General features: G+C 57.8%; 16 protein-coding genes. 4 read left to right on the top strand and 12 right to left on the bottom strand.

Annotated features, from left to right (window positions below):
* Nucleotides 1-20: 20 nt before the first annotated feature.
* The 5 genes from OEU85_RS12600 to OEU85_RS12580 all read right to left on the bottom strand — a co-directional run bounded on the left by OEU85_RS12600 (nucleotide 21) and on the right by OEU85_RS12580 (nucleotide 3,965).
* Nucleotides 21-497 (bottom strand): prepilin peptidase, encoded by a 477-nt coding sequence (locus OEU85_RS12600; protein WP_262691846.1) that lies wholly within the window; start codon nucleotides 495-497, stop codon nucleotides 21-23.
* 129 nt (nucleotides 498-626) lie between these two features.
* The gene (locus tag OEU85_RS12595; RefSeq protein ID WP_262691845.1) at nucleotides 627-812 is read right to left on the bottom strand and encodes a Flp family type IVb pilin; all 186 of its coding nucleotides are present in this window, start codon (nucleotides 810-812) and stop codon (nucleotides 627-629) included.
* A gap of 552 nt (nucleotides 813-1,364) precedes the next feature.
* Entirely contained in the window at nucleotides 1,365-1,940 is a 576-nt protein-coding gene (locus tag OEU85_RS12590; RefSeq protein WP_262691844.1) for a TadE/TadG family type IV pilus assembly protein, read from the bottom strand.
* The gene (locus OEU85_RS12585) at nucleotides 1,927-2,487 is read right to left on the bottom strand and encodes a TadE/TadG family type IV pilus assembly protein (RefSeq protein ID WP_262691843.1); all 561 of its coding nucleotides are present in this window, start codon (nucleotides 2,485-2,487) and stop codon (nucleotides 1,927-1,929) included. Before OEU85_RS12585 ends, OEU85_RS12590 begins: the two co-directional genes overlap by 14 nt.
* Nucleotides 2,487-3,965 carry a TadE/TadG family type IV pilus assembly protein gene (locus OEU85_RS12580; protein WP_262691842.1) on the bottom strand — a complete coding sequence of 493 codons (1,479 nt, stop codon included), beginning with the start codon at nucleotides 3,963-3,965 and terminating at the stop codon, nucleotides 2,487-2,489. The genes OEU85_RS12585 and OEU85_RS12580 overlap by 1 nt, the downstream gene beginning before the upstream one ends.
* A gap of 216 nt (nucleotides 3,966-4,181) precedes the next feature.
* Here OEU85_RS12580 and OEU85_RS12575 point away from each other — a divergent pair, with 216 nt between their 5' ends.
* Nucleotides 4,182-5,246, top strand: a complete 1,065-nt coding sequence (locus tag OEU85_RS12575) for an alpha/beta fold hydrolase (protein ID WP_262691841.1) — start codon at nucleotides 4,182-4,184, stop codon at nucleotides 5,244-5,246.
* On the opposite strand, the gene hisN is transcribed toward OEU85_RS12575, so the two are convergent.
* Entirely contained in the window at nucleotides 5,243-6,061 is an 819-nt protein-coding gene (gene hisN, locus OEU85_RS12570; RefSeq protein ID WP_262691840.1) for a histidinol-phosphatase, read from the bottom strand. The two genes, OEU85_RS12575 and hisN, sit on opposite strands and share 4 nt — an antisense overlap.
* Nucleotides 6,062-6,188: 127 nt before the next feature.
* On the opposite strand from hisN, the gene OEU85_RS12565 reads away from it, so the two are divergent.
* A complete protein-coding gene (locus OEU85_RS12565; RefSeq protein ID WP_262691839.1) occupies nucleotides 6,189-7,328 on the top strand; it encodes an NAD(P)/FAD-dependent oxidoreductase in 1,140 nt (379 codons plus the stop codon).
* A gap of 4 nt (nucleotides 7,329-7,332) precedes the next feature.
* Here the strand turns inward: OEU85_RS12565 and OEU85_RS12560 are convergent, their stop codons facing one another.
* Entirely contained in the window at nucleotides 7,333-7,578 is a 246-nt protein-coding gene (locus OEU85_RS12560) for a GlsB/YeaQ/YmgE family stress response membrane protein (protein WP_262691838.1), read from the bottom strand.
* Nucleotides 7,579-7,590: 12 nt separating this feature from the next.
* Nucleotides 7,591-7,806, bottom strand: a complete 216-nt coding sequence (locus OEU85_RS12555) for a YqaE/Pmp3 family membrane protein (protein WP_262691837.1) — start codon at nucleotides 7,804-7,806, stop codon at nucleotides 7,591-7,593.
* 202 nt (nucleotides 7,807-8,008) lie between these two features.
* Between OEU85_RS12555 and OEU85_RS12550 the strand changes: the two genes are divergently transcribed.
* Entirely contained in the window at nucleotides 8,009-9,373 is a 1,365-nt protein-coding gene (locus OEU85_RS12550) for a methyl-accepting chemotaxis protein (RefSeq protein WP_262691836.1), read from the top strand.
* Nucleotides 9,374-9,387: 14 nt separating this feature from the next.
* Here the strand turns inward: OEU85_RS12550 and OEU85_RS12545 are convergent, their stop codons facing one another.
* From OEU85_RS12545 to typA, 3 genes are all read right to left on the bottom strand, one after another.
* Nucleotides 9,388-9,822, bottom strand: a complete 435-nt coding sequence (locus OEU85_RS12545; RefSeq protein WP_262691835.1) for a hypothetical protein — start codon at nucleotides 9,820-9,822, stop codon at nucleotides 9,388-9,390.
* A gap of 326 nt (nucleotides 9,823-10,148) precedes the next feature.
* A complete protein-coding gene (locus tag OEU85_RS12540; RefSeq protein WP_262691834.1) occupies nucleotides 10,149-10,286 on the bottom strand; it encodes a hypothetical protein in 138 nt (45 codons plus the stop codon).
* 290 nt (nucleotides 10,287-10,576) lie between these two features.
* Complete coding sequence (typA, locus tag OEU85_RS12535) at nucleotides 10,577-12,409, bottom strand: translational GTPase TypA (RefSeq protein ID WP_262691833.1); 1,833 nt, start codon at nucleotides 12,407-12,409, stop codon at nucleotides 10,577-10,579.
* 329 nt (nucleotides 12,410-12,738) lie between these two features.
* On the opposite strand from typA, the gene OEU85_RS12530 reads away from it, so the two are divergent.
* Nucleotides 12,739-12,957, top strand: a complete 219-nt coding sequence (locus OEU85_RS12530) for a hypothetical protein (protein ID WP_262691832.1) — start codon at nucleotides 12,739-12,741, stop codon at nucleotides 12,955-12,957.
* On the opposite strand, the gene OEU85_RS12525 is transcribed toward OEU85_RS12530, so the two are convergent.
* Nucleotides 12,954-13,729 (bottom strand): IS5 family transposase gene (locus tag OEU85_RS12525; RefSeq protein WP_262689381.1). Its coding sequence is split into 2 segments (ribosomal slippage): nucleotides 12,954-13,414 and nucleotides 13,414-13,729, totalling 777 coding nucleotides; the frame shifts between segments, so codons are not numbered across the junction. The genes OEU85_RS12530 and OEU85_RS12525 overlap by 4 nt on opposite strands.
* Between the last annotated feature and the right edge of the window lie 72 nt (nucleotides 13,730-13,801).

Here is a 13,801-nt window from a genome sequence, read left to right as displayed (position 1 = left end):
CCGGAAAAACTGTAAACTTTTCAGACTGAAACCGCGGAAACCTTATGAAAACAGACCCACAGGCCACCGGCCATGATAGCAACCCCATATGGTACTTTCAGCGCGAAGGGCGATGTGCTTTTTGAGGCACGTTGCCATATCAGCAGTACCAGGGCGACAAGCCCGCCCGTCAGCGCCGTATAAAATACAAGCGGCATGGCGAGTGCCGGTCCGGCCATCAGGGCCGTTGCGGCAAGGAGCTTGACGTCACCCCCTCCCATCATGCCAGCAGCAAAACCCGCAAGGCCAACGAGGAAGATGATAACGCCTGTCGCAAGCGGCCATAGAAGGGCGGTTGGTACCGGTACTCCCACCATCACCCTCGCCGCGGCTGCCACCACGAACAGGGATACAATGAGAAGCGGGAGCCGGTTTGCGATCAGCCGAAAGCGAAGGTCGCTTATCGCGGCGGTGATCAGGATGCCCGCAAGCGCGACATAGGCGCTTGTCTCTATCATTAATGCTGCCTGCATTTTGTTGCCTGAGATCTGGTTCAAGATCCGTGTTTCAGTAAAAAAGCCGCCGGAAAAATCGTCCCCCGACGGCTTTTTTTGAGCTTCCGCTAGTGTGGTTGGTTAAGCCAGGGCTCAACCTGCCGGGTCACCAGCCGTATCTACTGCGGTTTCGATCTCACCAAATTTGGTGTCGAGCGCGGTACCGAGGTCGCCGAGCGCGGTGATGAGAGCGATTGCAACGAGGGCGGCGATCAGGCCGTATTCAATGGCGGTAGCGCCTTCTTCGTCACGACGGATTTTATTCAGAATTTTCAACATAGCTTTTCTCCAGCTGCCAAGTTTGGATGTCCTCGTTATAGCGCCATGGGCCTAAATAAAAAGTTAACGACAAGAAGAAAAATCATTTAATTACAACTGGTTAATGTAAAATGTTCCAAAATATTACATCAAATTTTACACTTATTTTTAAAGCGCTGAAACAGCACGTAGATTCCTGTTGGGGGAAAAGCGGGCACGGGCGATTCATGGTTAACAAATTGCGCCCAGGGACGGTTTCAGGGCGTCGCGGCGACCCCAGACAACGGGGGATGGCATGCCGAAACTTAATAATTTTGCGCTGATTTACGTTCTGTGGAGCGGGGACAGAGCCGATTCTTTTGGTTTTGGAAGCCGGCACACGCGATTCTTTTGGGCGACATGGAGGTGATTCTCGGGGAGGGAAGCATTCAATTGCGAGACTGAGCATGCTGTGTGGCAGGAAGGGAAGGCCGGATCATGTCAACGGCCCGGCACCGCGCGCCTGCGGTGCCGCGCTGGACACCCCCTTTTTTTATTCAGATGCGGGTTGGCCGGTTGTCCAGGTGGTGGCTGTCAGGGCTCAATTTCCTGCAGCGCGCCAATGCGGGGACGAAAGTAGGATACTTTCCTGATGGTCTTTGTCGGTATGAAGTCAAACACCAGTGGCTCATAGCGATAATACACCTCGGTGGCGAGGATGGTCTCATTATCCCGGAGCGTAAGCCCCGCGGGCAGGTTCACCGGGTCGCCTTCGGCCCCCAGGGCGCTGTCGGCATCAAGGCTGCCGCCCCCTGATCGCTGCCAGAAGACAGACGCGACGACATCTTCGGTCTGGCTGATCGATGATACGATCGTCAGGGACTTGTCGCCTGTCGGGAAAGGGTTGAGGATTTGGGGCACGGCTTTGAAGATGTCGTCGATTACATCCTCAGAGATGGTTTCGTCTCGGGTGACAAGGTCGGCGATGGACACAACGGTATGCTGTAGTTTCAGGTTCATCAGCATATAGTTGCCCACCTCCGTCACCCCTGTCAGCAGGGTGAGGAATATCGGCACCGACAAGGCCAGCTCGGTAAGGATCGCACCGCCTTGGTCCCGGCGCAGCCGGGCCAGCAGTGTTGATGACCGCAATTTCTCAATAAGGCTCATTACGCACCGCCACGGTTGCTGAAATATTCACGTTACTGGTGGCCCAGTCCATAAAGCCGCTCAGGCTCGGCGCCGAATAGGTCACGCGGTAAAGAACAATATCACCCGCATCACCAAGCCCGGCGACCGCCATGTCATCGTCCCACTGGCCGTTTCCGTTTACGTCCGAGTAGGGTTCGCCGGCCTCGTAACTGCCGTTGCCGTTTTCGTCCGTGAAAGGTTCCGCTTCGCCGATGTCGCCGAACTGTTGATAGACCAGTGTTTCAATTTCAACTGCGTCCATGTCCACCCGGCCGAAGGTTTGCTCCGCAATGATGGCGCGTACCTGATCCTCGCGGGTTACCCCGTCTTCGTTGCTGCCTGTGACACCAAAACGCGAAGCCCGGAGCACGGCATTCTCAATGGTGGCCGACAGGAAAAACAGGTTGGACACCTCAAGGACGCCGATAATGAGTACCAGCAGGATAGGCAGGCCGAGGGCGGCCTCAATGGCGTTTGCCCCACTCTGATCGCCTATCAGGCGCCGTATGGTTGTCCGCACGCCCATTATTTCGATAGCCTCAGGTTTGAAAGCTGCCGCCCGATTTCCTCAAAAGCGTCGGTCAGGGACGATGCCGTCGGCGCGTGGAAGTAGAAAGCGGGATTGGAAGCGCAGGCGGCATAAGCGCTCTGTGTATCTTCATCAGGGGTGGAGCCAAATGTGATGGTATAGATGAGGACATCATCATTTTTGATGTTCTGGCAAATACGGTCGAAGCGGTCGTCAAACTCGTCCCGCGCATCATAGATATTGGCGTAGCCAAACTCGTCCAGACGGCCAAAGGCGGTATAGTCGGACCCGCCAAGTTCGCTGTCGGCGCTGATCAACTCGTTCACACCGTCCGTCAGCATCACGATGACCTTGTCCATATAAGGGGTATCGTGGTCAAGGGGCAGGTTTGCCGGGCTGCCGGACCAAAGGCCACGCCAGCGCGGGCTGATGACCCGCCAGCCCCATACAAGGCCGTAATTGGCGGCGGTGCCACCGAAACTCCAGGGCTCCATCACGTCGATGGCGGCGATCAATTTGCTTTTCTCAGCGACAAGTGGGGTGATCTCGCTCGCGCAGCCACGGTTGGGGCCGCGCGCGCTTGAGCGGTTGTTGACCTCGTTGATGGTTACGTCACCGCTATCGTCATCAATCCAGTTGTTATCTTCATCGACCTGATACCAGCCCTTCTTCTTATGATATTGCCAGTAAGGGTCGGTGTCGTTCCAGTAGAAAGGCTCAAACGGAATTTCGGTCGGTGGGGTGTCGGTTTCGTCTTCGCCGTCAGCCCGGGCCTCAAGGCAGCCCTTCCATTCCGTGCTGTAATATTCGTTGTCGACCTTGTCTTTGCCGCTCTCTGACAGCCAGTTGTAGTTGCCGTTGCCAACATTGACATGGGTGATATAGGGCACAACACCAGCCCAAAGGTTGGTATTGGTCTCATCGTCACCGAAGACGATATTTACCAGATTTGTGGCGGCGGTCTTCATTGTGCCGATCTTGTCGTCCCATGCCATGGAACCGGTATTGTCCATCACCAGCACAAGCTCCATGCCGCGGGTTTCTCGGCTTACCTCTGTACTGGCACTGACGGTAATCGCCTCATAGCCAAAAAGCCGCATGAAGGTTGCGTCAACGCTGGCGCTGGCGGTGAGCGTGATCAGTTCATTGTCATCGCTGATGTCTACGACCATGTTGCTGCTGCTGACCACCCCCGCCATGGAGCCGACGTTGGCGTTAAAAAATTCGCGGGCGTCACTTTCCATGTCGTTGACCGACATGGCGTGGCCTGCCGCCAGCCCGGCGCTGTCGAGCGATTTTTGCAGGACGTCCTTTACATAGAACATGCGGGCGCCGTCGATCGCGACACCTGCCGCACCGGTCAGCATCAACATGCTTCCGGCTACCATGGGCAGAAGACTGCCGCGTTCGTCCCGCGAGAAGGAGGTGATAAAGCCCCGTCCCCTGCGGACGAGTGAGTGGTGATACTGTTTCATGGGTCGGTTGCCTGATTTTTTGCCTGCCGTATCATCTCGTCAACAGTTTGAAATTCCGTAAAGGTTTGGCGGCAATTTTAGCAAAACTGAGTGCGTCGCCAGCGGAGGTCCGCCTGGCGGGAATACGAGAAACCACCCAGCTGTCAAAATTTCGCCTTGTCTCATTGGCTTAATGCTGTCTAGGGTTGACCCAAAGAGTGTGGAGGGCACGACAAGATGAGCGACGAGGCGATGACAGCGACCAAGGAAGTGGTGGCGCCTGCAGCGGACCCCAATTCGGTAGCACCTGGCCCGGCAATTATGGCCTATGCCAAACAGCATCGCCGCGAAGTGCCGGAGGATGCTGTGTTTGGCCAGTTCCTGGCGGATGACGAGATGCCGATCAGGTTTGCCCGCTTTCCGGCCAGTAAGGTGATTGAGCCCAAGGGTACCGTTATTTTCATGCCTGGCCGCACCGAATTTATCGAAAAATTCCTTGAGGACGTGCATATCTTCAACCAGATGGGTTTTGCCTGCGCCGCGATGGACCTGCGCGGGCAGGGCATGTCCTATCGTCCGCATCCAAACCGTGAAAAACATTTTGTTAAAACGTTCGATACGCATGTCGACGATGTGCGCGCGCTGTTTGACCAGAAGCTGATCGACAAAATGCCAAAGCCTTTCATCCTGATGGGGCACTCGGCGGGCAGCCATGTCATCTTGCGTTTCCTGCATGACCATCCGGGCTATGCGGATGCCGCCATCACGGTGGCGCCGATGGTCAAGATTTTTACCGGCCCGATGCCAAAAGCTTTTGTGAACGGGTTGCCCATGCTGATGCGTATGCTGGGCCGCGGCGCGGCCTATATCCCGGGTCATACGGCCTTCAAGGAAGGGCGCTGGGGCTGGCGCAGGAAACTGACCCATGATGAAGAACGCTTCAGGGATGAAGACTTTTTCATTCAGGAAAAAGATCGCCGTCTGGCTGTCGGTGGGGCGACATATCGCTGGCTTCACGAAGCGCTGAAATCGTGCGAGAAGCTGAATGCGCCGGGCTATCCGGAAGCCATCAAAACCCCCGTTCTGATGTTGCAGGCCGAGATGGACCGCATCGTCGATAACAACGCGCAGGCCGCCTTTGCCGCCCGTCTGCCCCATGGTCGGCTTGTGGTGGTTAAGGGCGCGATGCACGAGATACTCAAGGAAACCGACGATATTCGGGCCGAGCTTTGGGAAGCCATCGGGGAGTTTATCGACCTTGAAAACGGCCCCGATTTTGGCCCCTTTGTGACGCCGGACTAGGGCGCGCGGTCAAGGTCGGGAACGGTGCCTTCCAGCACCTTCAGGATATCGTCCAGCATCGCCGGGTCACCCAGCGCCAGCAGGCGTCCGCAGTCGCCCGGCGCATCGCCTTCCCAGTTGGTGACGCTGCCGCCCGCACCACGGATAACCGGGATCAACGCCATCATGTCATAGGGTTTCAGCCCGCTTTCGATCACAAGGTCCATATGCCCCGCCGACATCACGGCATAGGCATAACAGTCCAGCCCATAGCGAATGAGTTTTGACCGCTTGAGCAGTGTCTCGAATGCACCGCGTTCATGGTCTTTGAACAGCGCGAAATCCGTGGTGGAAATCGTGGCGTCCTCAAGCACCGGGCAGGGGCGTGTCTTGATTGGCTCGCCATTCAGGGTCGCACCGCCGGGCCAGCCCACGTAACGCTCGCGAATGTAGGGCTGGTCAATCACGCCAATGATGGGCACGCCGTTGTGGCGCAACGCAATCAAGGTGCCCCAAGTGGGCAGGCCCGAGATAAAGGCGCGGGTTCCGTCAACCGGGTCCAGCACCCACTCAAATGGGCCGTTGGCAGGCTTGATGCCAAACTCCTCGCCAAAAATGCCGTGGTCGGGGAAGCGTGCCTCAATCAGCGCCCGGATGGCTTTCTCCGCCCCCTGATCAGCCTTGGTGACGGGGTCAAAGCCAGCGCCCTTGTCCTTGTCGTCAATCGAGATCGGCGTCTTGAAATAGCCAAGCGTTACTTCGGCCGCTGCATCCGCAAGCTCAAGGGCGAAAGCCTTGAGGGTTTTGATCTCTTGATCGCTGATGGCTGATGTCACGGTCTGTCCCCTTTACACTCATCAAGTCTGGCTTTTGTGCCCGGCTTATAATTTTCATGCGCCAACGCCTTGCAAGCGCGGCCACTTTAGATCACATATTGCGCTGTCATGAGCAACGGGAACCAGCATGATAGAGTGTGATTTTTTGATCATCGGCGCAGGGATCGCCGGTGCGGGCGCCGCTTATCGCCTCGCGCCACACGGCCCCACGGTGATGCTGGATATGGAAGAGCAGGCTGGCTATCACACCACAGGTCGGTCTGCGGCTTTTTATGCGGAAACCTACGGCGGGCCCAAGGTGCAGCCGCTGACGACAGCGTCCAAGGCGTTCTTCCGCACGCCGCCTGCGGGTTTTACCGATGTGCCGTTGCTGAAAACCCTTGGCGCCCTTCATATATACCGCGCGGACCAACGCCACGCCGCTGACCGCCTGTTTACCGAGTTGAGCGCCACGCTTCCCGGTGTGAAACGCCTGAACGCGGCTGAGGTGAAAGCCCGCGCCCCCCATGTGGATACCGACGCGCTTGCTGGCGCGATTGATGACCCTGACTGTGGCGATCTTGATGTCGCAGCGCTGCATCAGGGCTACCTGCGCGCCGCCAAGGCCATGGGGGCCACACTCATGCTGGATGCTCTGTTTGAAACCGCTGCGCATGACGGCACGAGCTGGCATGTGAAAACCCGCAAGGGACCAATCCGGGCGAAGGTGGTCATCAACTCCGCCGGGGCATGGGGCGATGAGGTTGCCCGCCGCGCGGGGGTGGAGCCCCTGGGGCTCATGCCGCTCAGGCGCACCATCGTGACCTTGCCGCGCCCGGCGGACTTGCCGTTTGACCGCCATGGCCCCGTGGTGCTGGATATCGAGGAAGAATTTTATTTCAAGCCGGAGGGCGATGGTTATCTGGTCACCCCGGCGGATGAGAGCGTGAGTGTTGCCTGCGATGCCCAGCCGGAGCTTGAAGATGTCGCCCGCGCCGTCAACTGTTTTGAGCAGGCGGTTGGCCGTAAGGTGGAAAAAATCGACGCTAAATGGGCGGGTCTGAGGACCTTTGGCCCGGACCGCACACCGGTGATCGGTTTCGCAAGCGACGCCCCTGCTTTCTTCTGGAATGTGGGGCAGGGCGGATATGGCATCCAGACATCCCCAGCGTGGTCAGACCTGCTGGCCACGCTGGTGCTTGGCCGGAAGGTCCCGGCTTACCTTGAAGGCGCGGGTGTTGATCAGGCTACCTATAGTCCGGCGCGCCTCGTGACAGAGCCCGCCTGAGCGCCTAGCGGTAGCGCCTGCGCCGTGTTTCGCCAAAGACATAGACAAGGATCAAAGCGCCCACAACCCCGGCGATGATATCGCCGACCAGCCCGGTTGGCCCAAGCCCGGCAAGCCCGAACAGGAACCGTCCGATAATGCCGCCGAAGACGCCAAGGATAATGTTGCCGATGGCGCCAAAGCCTTCGCCGCGCATAATGTGGCCCGCCAGAAAACCGACAAGTGCCCCTAAGATGATAGTGCTGATCATGATGCTGCCCCCTTAATAACGGCTATATCGGCCATAGCGGCGGTCACCATCAAACTCGCGCCGCAGTTCATCATTGCGGTATTGACTAAGGGCATAAACAGCCCAGATGGCAGCTACCGGCCAGCCGATGAAGGTCAACCAGAGAAACAGGTTCATCAGGCCCTGAAAGGGGCGGTTGATAGTGAAAAATACCAGTGGCGGAAAGATAATGGCCAGTATCAGGCGCATCTGCTCCTCCTATTTCCTCGCGTTATCGTATCTTTATTTGTTTTGTCTTCAATATGTGGGAGCGCTCGCAGCCTGTTTCAAGAAGAAAGCGGTATGGGACAAGTTGTCCTGCGGCAATTTTTTTGTTCCGCGCTTGAAGCTTGCTGTGCTAATGAGCGAAACAGGGCCACTTTTTTGTTAAGTGATGGGGCATTAGGTCAGTATGACGAACTTCCTGCGTAAGTTTAAAGTCAGCGCGCGTATCTGGGCGTTGACTGTGTTGGCGTTCATTGGCATGGCGCTGATTATTGTTGAATATTCCTCACTGGTGCGGGAGCTGAAGGCTGGCAACGTCAGCGACGCGCAATTCGCCAGCGACCAGCAGATTGTCTGGATTTTAACCGCGATCATGGTTGTGTTGCTGTTGTTCCTGGCCATCTCCATTACATCCAGCATCATGAAACCACTGCGTATTTTGCAGGCGGAGCTGATGTCCCTGTCGGACGGCAAGTATGACGCGGCGATCTCTGACCTTGACCATGAAGACGGCATTGCCGCCATGGGCAAGGCGGCAGAGGTGATGCGCCAGCGCGCAATTGAAGCCGCCCGCCTGCGCGAGGAGGCTGAGGAAGCCCGCAAGCAGCGGGACGCTGAAGAGCGGGCGTTTGAGGAACAACAGCGCGCCGAGGAAGTGCGCCAGCGCGACGCAGAGCTCGCCCGCGACCGCGAAATGGCGGACGAACGCCGCCGCCTGCAGCTGGACCTTGCCAATAGCTTCGAGGAAGAAGTGTCGTCGGTGATCCAGTCGCTTTCAGGCGCGGTGGTGGAACTGCAGATGGCCGCTGACACCATGACCGACGCCATTGAACAAACCTCGCTTGAGGTCAATGCGGCCGCCAGCGCCACCGACGCCACCAGCCAGGACATGATCACCGTGGCGGAAGCCGCCGAGGGCCTGACAGGGGCGATTGGCGAAATCCGCACGCAGGTGGAGCAGGCAAATTCCATCACCACCGACGCCATGACGGTGGCCAAAGACGCCGAGGGGCGCGTCAGTTCGCTCTCCAGCGCGTCGGAACGTATCGCGGAGGTCATTCACCTGATCAACGATATCGCTGAGCAGACCAATCTGCTCGCGCTCAATGCCACCATTGAGGCAGCCCGTGCGGGCGAGGCGGGCAAGGGTTTTGCCGTGGTGGCATCCGAGGTCAAGAGCCTCGCCAACCAGACAGCCCGCGCCACGCAGGAGATCGAGGAGCAGGTGGGCGCCATGCAGCTTGCCACCCGTGAAACCGTGGACGCGGTGAACAAGATCCACAAGACCATCAATCAGGTCAGTGAAATATCGGGCATGATTGCCGCCGCCGTGGTGGAGCAGGAAGCTTCAACGGGTGAGATCGGCCGCAGCGTACAGAACGCAAGCCAGGGCACTGCAAACCTTGGCCAGAACGTCGGCCGCGTGCAGGAAATGACGGGCAAGAGCGCGGGGGCCGCCCAGGTGGTCAACGAAAACTCGGGTGAGCTGACGGAGCAGGCCAGCGTGCTTGAAGCTGCCGTGAACCGTTTCCTTGACCGCATGCGGGGCTAGAACGCCCGCCCTGATCAGGACTTGAAGGAGGCAATCTTCTCGCGGTACCAGCCAGGGAAGCCATATGCCTCGGCCGGCTTGAGGATGCTGTCCACATAATCATTGTCGGCTTTGCCGGGTTTCATGCCGTCGCCCACATATACGATCGCGGGGGCGATCTTGCCACCGCGGGTGAAGACAAGCATGGCCTCCGGCAGGTACGGGGTGCCGGTCAGTTTGTTGATATTGTCGCCATAGAGGATTTCCAGCTCGGCATGGGTCATGTTGGCGAGGATACCATAGACGACACCGTCACCGGCCTCGATGATGTTGGCGTGCGGCTGGATCACCAGTTCATAGCCATGAATGCTTGCGGGCGCGAAGGCACGCTTTTTGATGCCGGCATCTTCCAGCACCTTCATATTCATGTAACCGCCGTAGAAAAAGACCTGCAGTTTGCGGTCTGCCATACACTTTCCCCTAGTCTCTGTCTTGCTCACCAGTGTGCACGCAAACGCGCCCGCGTCAATGTTTGAGGTGCGCCAAGGGTTTGTCCATGCGCACAAATAGTTGCAGACACGCGACCATGAGCGGCATGGTGGGGACTTGATAAGCTGTAATTATCTCAGGCCGGGGTGAGGATGGACTATCCGGGTATCATGGATTTTGACATGCGCAAGGCGCGGCTGTTGCTGGCCATCCGCAATTATTTCAAATTGGGGTGAGGGCGCAGGAAATCACGCAGCGCGAGGGGTTCACGCTGCGGGCCTAGCTAGAAGGGCGGCTCAAGAAGGGCTTAGCTGAAGCGTTTGCGCAGGCGGGCAAAGAGGCCTTCGCCGGGGCGGTACGCCTGGCGTGCTTCCATCTCGCGCACCATACGCGCATATTCGACTTTGGTGATGCCATAGGCAGGGAGGGGTGCTTGCTGTTGCATTTTCTATCTCGCTTTTGTCGTGCCAGCATGTGCTGGTCTGTTTTCTGATTTCCGGTCGTTGCCGGTTTCTCACATATTGTGAGCCTTAGGTGTATTACAAGACTATAACACCTCTTTCCTATAAAAAAAAGATAGCCAGTGTAAACCGCTGTGCTGCGAGCCGTGCCGCCCGCGCGACCAGCGGTGCAGTAGCGGCCAGTGCTACGGTATAAAAGGGTTGCGGCATACAAAAAGCCCCGGCGCGGCGGCCGGGGCTTTGGTGTTTCTCTCTGATACGCTCCCGCAGGCGCTTATTCGGCGGCCTTGGCGGCGCGTTTGCGCTCGTGTGGCAGCAGGAAGCGTTTCCTGAGGCGGATGCTCTCCGGCGTGACTTCCACCAGTTCGTCATCGTTGATATAGGCCAGCGCTTCTTCAAGCGGCAGGATCTTGGGCGTGCTCATCTTGATGGCATCATCCTTGCCGGATGCGCGCATGTTGGTGAGCTGCTTGGCTTTTTGCACATTCACGTCAAGGTCGTTGTCACGGCTGTGTTCGCCGATGATCATGCCTTCATACACCTCCACACCATGGTTGATCATGATGGTGCCGCGTTCCTGCAGGTAAAACAGCGCATATTGCACGGCCTTGCCGCCCGCTGTTGCCACCAGCACGCCGCGCTGGCGGGCGCGGATCGGGCCCTTGTAGGCGTCATAGCGGTCATAGGCGCGGGCCATGATGCCGGTGCCGCGCGTGTCGGTGAGGAATTCGCCGTGATAGCCGATAAGGCCGCGGGCCGGGGCGTCGAACGTCAGGCGGACCTTGCCGGCGCCCGATGGCACCATGCCCGTCAGCTCAGCCTTACGGAGCGACATTTTCTCAACAACCGCGCCCTGATATTCTTCGTCCACGTCGATCTGGACGGTCTCATACGGCTCAAGGCGTTTGCAGTTTTCATCCTGCTTGAACAGCACGCGCGGGCGGCTGATCGCCAGCTCAAAACCCTCACGGCGCATGGTCTCAATGAGAACGCCAAGCTGCAGCTCACCGCGGCCAGCCACTTCAAACGCGTCCTTGCTTTCCGCTTCGGTGATCTCGATCGCCACGTTGCCCTCAGACTCGCGCATCAGACGGTCACGAATGACACGGCTGGTGACATGCTTGCCCTCGCGGCCCGCCAGCGGGCTGTCATTGACCATGAAGGTCATGGCAAGGGTTGGTGGGTCAACCGGGATGGCGTGCAAGGCTTTGGTGACTTCAGGCACCGCGATGGTGTTGGCCACGGTGGCTGTGGTGAGGCCCGCGATGGCGACAATGTCACCCGCTTCGGCTTCTTCAACCGGCACACGCTCAAGGCCGCGGAAGGCCAGCAGCTTGGAAATGCGGCCGGTCTCAATGACCTTGCTGTCGCGGCTGAGGGCGTGGATGGCATCACCTACTTTCACACGGCCCGTTTCAACACGGCCCGTGAGGATACGGCCAACAAAGTTGTCACGGTCCAGCAGGCTGATCAGCATCGAGAACGGTTTGTCGATGTTCTTGTCGGTCACCACTTTCGGCGCGGGCACATGCTCAACGATTTTCTCGAAAAGCGGGTGCAGGTTTTCGCGCGGGCCGTCCAGCTCGTTATCGCACCAGCCGTCACGGCCGGAGGCGTACATCACAGGGAAGTCCAGTTGTTCGTCGTTGGCGTCAAGGTTCACGAACAGGTCAAAACATGCGTCTGTTGCGGCGTCCGGGTCGCCGTCAGGTTTGTCAACCTTGTTCACCACCACAATCGGCTTCAGGCCAAGGGCCAGCGCCTTCATGGTCACAAACTTGGTTTGTGGCATCGGGCCTTCGGCGGCGTCAACCAGCAATACAACGCCGTCCACCATCGACAGAATACGCTCAACCTCGCCGCCAAAGTCGGCGTGGCCGGGGGTGTCGACGATGTTCACACGGGTATTTTTCCACATCACGCTGGTGCATTTCGCCAGAATGGTGATGCCGCGCTCTTTTTCAAGGTCGCCGCTGTCCATGGCGCGTTCTTCCACGCGCTGGTTGTCACGCAATGTGCCGGATTGCCGGAAAAGGTTGTCAACCAGTGTGGTTTTGCCGTGGTCAACGTGCGCGATGATCGCGATGTTGCGAATGTCTTTTGTCATGTCTGGTGTCCTGGGGCAGCCCTGACCCACATCGGGGTATTGAGGCTTGCGTCATATAAAAAAAGCCCCTGCGGGGGAGGCCGCGGGCTTTTGTGCTTCAAACTTTGCGCGCCTTATACGCGCGTTTGCCCCATCCGGCAAGTGTAAAGGCGGCGGTATGCCTAATCTTGTGCCTGTGTATTGTTGCACGGCGGTGACACGACCGTTCCCCTTCTGCCGGAGGGAGGGCGTGCACCGCCTGGCGGTTCAGTGGTGGTTGCTGCCTCTTAACGTCGGCAGTGGTCTCACCGGCTGTTTTTAGCAAAAGCTTATCGGATAGTCGCACCCTGATGGCATTTTACCGCAAAGCAATCGCCAGCCTTCCCGGGATATCGTTCCCTAGGGGCATGACCACCGACACTGACATATCCATAGAGTTTTCGTTCCGGTTGCTGGCGGCATTGTGGGTTGCCGGTGTGCTTTGCCTTGTGGGAGCTTTGGCAATGCAGGAGGATGCACCAAAGCCGTGCAGCTTTGCCCAGTTGCATTTTGATGCCTGCCCGAATTAGGTCGTAGACTCATAATTTTTCAACCAGATACAGACTGAAGCCAGTTTTACAGCGGCGAGGAAATTCTCCGGGTTTTTGTCATAGCGCGTTGCAATGCCCCGATAGTGCTTGAGCTTATTGAAGAAACGCTCGACGAGATTACGGTGTCGGTACAGCCATTTACTGAAGGTAAAGGACTGCTTGCGGTTGGCTTTTGGCGGAATATTGGCCCAAGCTCTGCGCGCTGTGGTGAAGGCACGAAGCGCGTCGGTATCATAGGCTTTGTCAGCGAGCAAGATCGCTTCCTCCTTGATGTCCTCAATCAGATCAAGGGCCGGTTTGCTGTCGTGGGTCTGTCCAGCAGTCAGCGAAAGCCTGATCGGCAGACCATCCGCATCGACGAGGGCGTGGATTTTGGTGGTCAGTCCACCCCGGGAACGGCCCATGCAGCCATCGTCCTGATCCCCCTTTTTGCCGTGGCCCCTTGTTGATGCACACGGACACAGCTGCTGTCGATCATAATGATGTCACCGTCATGGGCTTTGCTCACCGCCTCGAACAGTCGGTCCCACACCCCGGCCTTGCGCCAGCGGACAAACCGGTTGTAGCAGGTGGTGTAGGGACCATATCTTTCGGGAATGTCTGCCCACGGCGTTCCCGCCCGAAAGCGCCACAAGATGCCGTTGATCACCCGGCGGTCATCCACCCTAGGCACCCCGCGCGGCTTGTTCGGCAGCAAAGGCTCTATGATCGACCATTCATAATCTGTCAGTTCATACCGGCGGCGGCGCATCAAAACCTCCTCAATGATTTGAGAAGCGTTGAATCATATCTTCGCCTGTTTGGGAATCCCTTTTATGAGTTT

It is taken from the genome of Kordiimonas aestuarii, assembly GCF_025574465.1.
GTDB classification, from domain to species: Bacteria; Pseudomonadota; Alphaproteobacteria; order Sphingomonadales; family Kordiimonadaceae; genus Kordiimonas; species Kordiimonas aestuarii.
This window is presented reverse-complemented; position numbering and strand designations above follow the sequence as displayed.

Excerpts from the sequence above, each read along its gene's own strand:
- OEU85_RS12600 (WP_262691846.1), bottom strand. The coding sequence starts at position 497 with ATGATAGAGACAAGCGCCTATGTCGCGCTTGCGGGCATCCTGATCACC.
- OEU85_RS12595 (WP_262691845.1), bottom strand. The coding sequence starts at position 812 with ATGTTGAAAATTCTGAATAAAATCCGTCGTGACGAAGAAGGCGCTACC.
- OEU85_RS12590 (WP_262691844.1), bottom strand. The coding sequence starts at position 1,940 with ATGAGCCTTATTGAGAAATTGCGGTCATCAACACTGCTGGCCCGGCTG.
- OEU85_RS12585 (WP_262691843.1), bottom strand. The coding sequence starts at position 2,487 with ATGGGCGTGCGGACAACCATACGGCGCCTGATAGGCGATCAGAGTGGG.
- OEU85_RS12580 (WP_262691842.1), bottom strand. The coding sequence starts at position 3,965 with ATGAAACAGTATCACCACTCACTCGTCCGCAGGGGACGGGGCTTTATC.
- OEU85_RS12575 (WP_262691841.1), top strand. The coding sequence starts at position 4,182 with ATGAGCGACGAGGCGATGACAGCGACCAAGGAAGTGGTGGCGCCTGCA.
- OEU85_RS12565 (WP_262691839.1), top strand. The coding sequence starts at position 6,189 with ATGATAGAGTGTGATTTTTTGATCATCGGCGCAGGGATCGCCGGTGCG.
- OEU85_RS12560 (WP_262691838.1), bottom strand. The coding sequence starts at position 7,578 with ATGATCAGCACTATCATCTTAGGGGCACTTGTCGGTTTTCTGGCGGGC.
- OEU85_RS12555 (WP_262691837.1), bottom strand. The coding sequence starts at position 7,806 with ATGCGCCTGATACTGGCCATTATCTTTCCGCCACTGGTATTTTTCACT.
- OEU85_RS12550 (WP_262691836.1), top strand. The coding sequence starts at position 8,009 with ATGACGAACTTCCTGCGTAAGTTTAAAGTCAGCGCGCGTATCTGGGCG.
- OEU85_RS12545 (WP_262691835.1), bottom strand. The coding sequence starts at position 9,822 with ATGGCAGACCGCAAACTGCAGGTCTTTTTCTACGGCGGTTACATGAAT.
- OEU85_RS12540 (WP_262691834.1), bottom strand. The coding sequence starts at position 10,286 with ATGCAACAGCAAGCACCCCTCCCTGCCTATGGCATCACCAAAGTCGAA.
- typA (WP_262691833.1), bottom strand. The coding sequence starts at position 12,409 with ATGACAAAAGACATTCGCAACATCGCGATCATCGCGCACGTTGACCAC.
- OEU85_RS12530 (WP_262691832.1), top strand. The coding sequence starts at position 12,739 with ATGGCATTTTACCGCAAAGCAATCGCCAGCCTTCCCGGGATATCGTTC.